This is a genomic window from Brevibacterium sp. FME37 (genome assembly GCF_014897485.1).
Lineage (GTDB): Bacteria > Actinomycetota > Actinomycetes > Actinomycetales > Brevibacteriaceae > Brevibacterium.
This window is the reverse complement of record NZ_JABUYE010000034.1, coordinates 1-5,145: the sequence shown is the minus strand read 5'-3', so window position 1 is coordinate 5,145 and position 5,145 is coordinate 1. Positions and strand designations below refer to the sequence as shown.

Genomic DNA, 5,145 nt, shown 5'->3' with positions numbered 1-5,145 from the left:
GGCATTCTCTCTATCGGCACGCCGCTATCGGCCCAGCCTCATCGGTGGATCCAGGCTTAAAGAGACTTGCATTCCCTCGGATCCTTTCCTTGTTCTTCAATGGATTCTTCTATCGCTTGATCGACAGGAGTGTTCCTGCGGGTCTGATCAAGAGTGTGTGGAGCAATCAGTGGCCAGCACGCGGCAATCTTTCCCGCAGCAATCGCTGTTGCAGGAGACGTCCCTGAATACGGCTGGGCCCCACCTCCCGGGCTCTCAACGCGGATCTCCTCACCGGAAGCAAGGAGATTCGTTGCTCGAGTATTCGTGAATCTCAGGCGGCGGCCTGATTTGTTCAGTGCCCCCACTGAGATCACTCCCTCATATTGGGCTGGGTATGAGGCGAAATCTCCAATACCGTTCCCGGCAGCGGAAAAGATGGTCACGCCATCGTTTTGAGCTTGACGGACCGCTTCCTTCAGCTCTGGCACGTCCATTTCGGTCCCGAGCGCGGCGACGATCATATCCACATCTTGTTGCGTCGCAGTCGTGATCCCAGTCGCCAAGTCTTCAACTTCCCCGACACCAGAAACATCAAGAGCCGGGACATCGACGATCTCGATCGTCGGAGATCGTGTAGATGGTTTTGCTGACGCGCTTTCAACCATGATCGCGGCCATGGCTGACCCGTGTTCGCTCACTCTCGACGGGGCGCCCGGCACCGAACGAACCTCGATCTTCGCCTTATTCAATGCTGGGTAGGTGGGGTCAATTCCTCCATCGATGATTGCGACCCGAACCTTCGAAACAGTTTCTACTGGCGTGAAAACGATGAAAATGGCGGCCATGGCGAAAACGATGACGACGACTGCCACCAGGGCACGCTGGACCCACCGGCGGGGATGAACGGGGGCCAGGGCCATCCGGGAGTCTTCTCGCATGGTCTCGCAGTCTGTGAAGAAAGGTGGGGACGATCTTTCATGGGGATAAGCCGTCCTTAAACCTAACAATCCCTGAGTTGGCTTCCGGGGTCGCTCGTGTGAAAGCAATCAAACCGTTACCTGCCGCAGGTCCGGTCATACAGTGTGGGCGCCGCGGGCGCCTCGCACGAAAGTATGAAATTTCGAGAAAACTTCGGCCCAGCAGGCCGGATGAGTGCGATCATGTCAATCGGGTATACCCCTTTGACATTCGAGATCTCGGCCGGAAGAATGCTGTCAAACGGGTTGCGATTCCAGTGATTGGACACATATGCCTACCGACTCCGAGAACCCCTCAGATGCCCTGTTCGGACAGACCCTCGGCTACGTGCGCGTCAGTAGCGCCGATCAGAACCCTGGCCGGCAATACGAGACCATCGGTTGGTGCGATAAGACGTTCGAGGACAAGCTCAGCGGGAAATCACGCGCCAACCGCGCAGGCCTGAACAAGCTCATCGACTATGCCCGCGAGGGTGACCATATTCGTGTGGCCTCGTTGGATCGCCTCGGACGAGACACCCGAGATCTCTACTCGCTCGTCGACACACTGACCGGGAAAGGGTGCACGGTCACCTTCGTCTCGGAGAACATCACCGTCTCCAAAGATGGCAGCTCCCCTATGCAGGAACTGTTCCTCACGTTTCTGTCGGGCATGGCGCAGTTCGAGCGCGCGCGGATCCTTGAACGGCAGCGGGAGGGGATTGAGCTGGCGAAGGCTCAGGGGGTCTATCAGCGCAAGCTCACCGACGAGGACGTGCAAGCCTGCCGGGCGATGGTCGACATGGGGATCTCGGTGGCCGGGGTCGCCCGACGCTATGAGGTCTCTCGGCAGACGCTGTACAACGCACTCAAAGGCTCAGGAGCCTACACTCCTGCCGGGTGAAGTCCCTTGTCCATTCTTCTCGTTGCTTCAGCTAGCACGAGGATGGCCCGACTGTGAGCCTTGGTAGTCTCGTCGGCACTGCGGCCCATTGCAGCTTCGGCCGCCTCGGCGTCAATGCCTTCCTGCAAATCGTAAGCGCCAGTTACGACTCAACCTCTTTGAAGCTGAAACCACTCCCCTGAAGGTCAAACCTGGTGGTCCTCTAACTCCCTACGCCAAGAAGCCAGGGAGAGTCACCATCCCCAAGAATTACCGGTATTGCCCGAAGTCTTGCAAACCAAAGAGCTGGCATGACTATTGCACCTCCTCTCCAGACCAGCCTGTGGTTGGTAAGTATCGAGTCGATTTCCGTGGACCGTGTGCCCGACACGATATGAACATCCAAGCAATCATGGGGAAGAAAATCTCAAACTCTACTAAAAAGAAGCAGTGGTACAGCGCCAATGGAAAACTCAAAAGGCAGATGAAGCAGCAGTGCCAGCATCAGTTTTCCAAAGGTACGGTCTTCCGCCAGAACTGCTACATCACGGTAGGCGTCTACTATGCAGCAGTGACAGCAAATACTTTCGTCAAGAAGCTGTAGGGGCACTCAGTCGTGAATTCATCAAGAAGTCTTGTCCTCGGAGGGCTTGTTGCTTTTGTCGCTGCGATGGTGCTCTATGTTCTCTCTGTGCCAGCGTTCGTTTCAATCGTGCTCGTTCTGGTCTCTGGTGTACTCGTCGCTCTAGCTATCCACCGGTCACCAATAGCTCCGGTGTCAGCGAGGAAGTGGGTAGCTTCCGGCATGACCCTGACTGTTTTGCTGGCTGCCGGTCTCGTGTGGGCTGGCTACTTCAGTCCGATCACAGCAATTCTCGACGGCCTGATTCCTCTTTTGTTGGGGGTTGCAACAGTCGTCTTCGTTGTCATCGCGGCGGTCAAGATTTACCGGTCAACAGGTCTGGATCGCCCCGGGTGTGGTGGAGGGCTTGATCTAACCGAGAGGATAGGACCATGCCCGCACCAAGTAAGTACCCTGCAGAAGTCCGAGACCGCGCCGTGCGCATGGTCAACGAGAAGCTCACCGATGATCCGGCCCTGGCCGTGAGCACCGCGTGCCGGCTGGTCGGTGAACAGATCGGGATCAACAAGAACACCCTGCGCAATTGGGTGAAGCACAATCATGTTGATTCTGGAATGACGCCGGGAATGACGACTGATGACAAGCAACGCATCACAGATCTGGAAAAGGAAATTCGGGAACTGCGCCGGGCGAATGAGATCCTGCGGAAAGCGAGTGCGTATTTTGCCCAGGCGGAGCTCGACCGCCACTGACGGATATCGATGGCTTCATCGATGACAATCGCAACGAATTCGGAGTCGAGCCGATCTGCCGTGTCCTGTCGGATACCGGGGTGCAGATCGCTGCGAGTTCGTATTACGCCAGAAGGTCGCGACCGGTCTCGGCACGGAAACAAACTGACGCCGTGTGGGATGAACGGATTCAGAAAGTGCATGCGAAGAATCGAGGATTATTCGGAGCACGGAAAATGTGGGTCATGCTCCGCCGGCTCTATCCAGACGAGCCGATCGCCAGGTGCACAGTCGAACGACGCATGCGCGCCCTGTGTCTGGCAGGGGTGAGCAATGCCCGGTCGGCGACTACGACATGGCAGTCCAAGACCGCCTCGTACCCGAGTGACCTTGTGTGCCGGGACTTCACCGCCGATGCTCCAGATACCCGCTGGGTCGCTGACATTACGTATGTTTCGACGTGGAGTGGTTTCGTCTATGTCGCGTTCGTGATGGATTTGTTTTCCCGCATGGTTGTCGGGTGGCGAGTCGATACGACGCTGCGGACCGATTTGGCGCTGGATGCCCTGGAGCACGCTTTATGGGAAAGGAGACGAAAGAACCGTAATATCAATCAGTTAATTCACCATTCAGACAAGGGAAGTCAATATGTTTCCATTGCTTACACAGAACGACTACGTGAAGCCGGGATAGAAGCCTCGGTCGGCTCGACGGGCGATTCTTATGATAATGCCGCAGCTGAAGCGTTAAACAAACTATTTAAGAAAGAGGTGGTGTGGCGCGAAGGTCCGTGGACTGGTCGCGATGCTGTGGAATTCGCGACCTTGGAATGGGTGCATTGGTATAACAACACCCGTCCGCATTCGTACTGCGGAGACCTCGCCCCGGCACAGTTCGAGGATCACTACTACACTGAAATCAGTCGGCCAGCAGTTGTCGGCGTACCGTTATGAGCTCTCCACCGAACTCGGGGCGATCCACTAAATCAACCGACATGCTGTTGCTGAATGCTAACCGCAACTGGCGGACACCGACCCACTTCTCGTGGGACGAGTACGCTGATAAACGACCGAAAGCACTGAAATGACCAAAGCCTTGGAACATCAATCAGCAAGGTGGAAGCACCTCTTTTCCCCATGGCCGCTGGCTGGAATCGGAATTGCATTTCTTGTCTGCTCATACGTCGCTGGTTACATTCAGACTCACGTGTTGAATGGGATTGCGGGTGGGCGCGGTTGCGCCACACCGCCACCGGGTACTGAAGTAGCTTCATATGGTGTCACGATGAACCCGTTGCCTCCTGCGGCTGCATGCCACCAGGTAGTCAATAGTGCAACCGCCACTTTCGACCAGGTTGAAATCCACTGGCTCGGCCCAGCTCTCTTCCTGTTCATTCTTGCAAGCGGTTGCCTCCTTGCTTCGTTGTGCGTCGCTGGATATCGCTTAGTTCGATTCTTCAAATAGCCTCAACAAGATCTGTCTACAAACCCTAGGGTTTTGAGACGGTACGAGCATGGCTCAGTTCACTTATCGGTGCGCTATATTGGTATAAATGATGAAGGGGTATCGGTGGGACTCACAATTAGAAAGATCCTCGCAAACGTGCAGAACGGAACTATACGAGTCCCAGCTTTTCAACGCGGATTCGTCTGGGATACTGAACGTGTAGCGTATCTGATGGATTCAATCTACAAGGAGTTCCCCTATGGGGCTCTTATTCTCTGGCGAACGAAAGAAAAGCTGACGCACGAGCGTCACCTTGGGCCGTTTCAACTCCCGGATGTGGAACCGGATTATCCAATTGACTACGTTCTCGACGGGCAGCAGCGCTTAACGTCTATCTTCGGAGTGTTTCAGACTGAACTCGACCCTGTAGATACCACGCCTTGGCCAGCCGTCTATTTCGACATGTCTGCTGAAGCTGTACTGCAAGAGAGCCAGTTCGTCTGCCCGAACCCTACGTGTCAGGCTGGAGCGGGACCACGGTGACAGAGCAAATCAGTCCGACCA

The 5,145-nt window shown here is 55.6% G+C and carries 5 protein-coding genes and 1 other annotated feature; of the genes, 4 read left to right on the top strand and 1 reads right to left on the bottom strand.

The features are described 5' to 3' along the window. Positions 1 to 56: 56 nt before the first annotated feature. Positions 57 to 854 (bottom strand): S8 family serine peptidase, encoded by a 798-nt coding sequence (locus tag INT29_RS19695; RefSeq protein WP_162619320.1) that lies wholly within the window; start codon positions 852 to 854, stop codon positions 57 to 59. Positions 855 to 1,230: 376 nt separating this feature from the next. On the opposite strand from INT29_RS19695, the gene INT29_RS19690 reads away from it, so the two are divergent. From INT29_RS19690 to INT29_RS19675, 4 genes are all read left to right on the top strand, one after another. Next, positions 1,231 to 1,842, top strand: coding sequence for a recombinase family protein (locus tag INT29_RS19690; RefSeq protein WP_069599738.1), 612 nt, complete (start codon positions 1,231 to 1,233; stop codon positions 1,840 to 1,842). 88 nt (positions 1,843 to 1,930) lie between these two features. Next, positions 1,931 to 2,425 (top strand): phospholipase A2, encoded by a 495-nt coding sequence (locus INT29_RS20335; RefSeq protein WP_096168666.1) that lies wholly within the window; start codon positions 1,931 to 1,933, stop codon positions 2,423 to 2,425. Positions 2,426 to 2,835: 410 nt separating this feature from the next. Next, a protein-coding gene (locus INT29_RS19680) for an IS3 family transposase (protein ID WP_413463176.1) occupies positions 2,836 to 4,088 on the top strand; the annotation gives its coding sequence in 2 pieces (ribosomal slippage) (positions 2,836 to 3,127 and positions 3,127 to 4,088; 1,254 coding nt in all). Beyond that, positions 3,120 to 3,251: a sequence feature (AL1L pseudoknot), on the top strand. Its footprint overlaps the gene before it by 132 nt. A 580-nt stretch (positions 4,089 to 4,668) precedes the next feature. Continuing rightward, positions 4,669 to 5,124 carry a DUF262 domain-containing protein gene (locus INT29_RS19675; protein WP_319020950.1) on the top strand — a complete coding sequence of 152 codons (456 nt, stop codon included), beginning with the start codon at positions 4,669 to 4,671 and terminating at the stop codon, positions 5,122 to 5,124. Positions 5,125 to 5,145 lie beyond the last annotated feature (21 nt).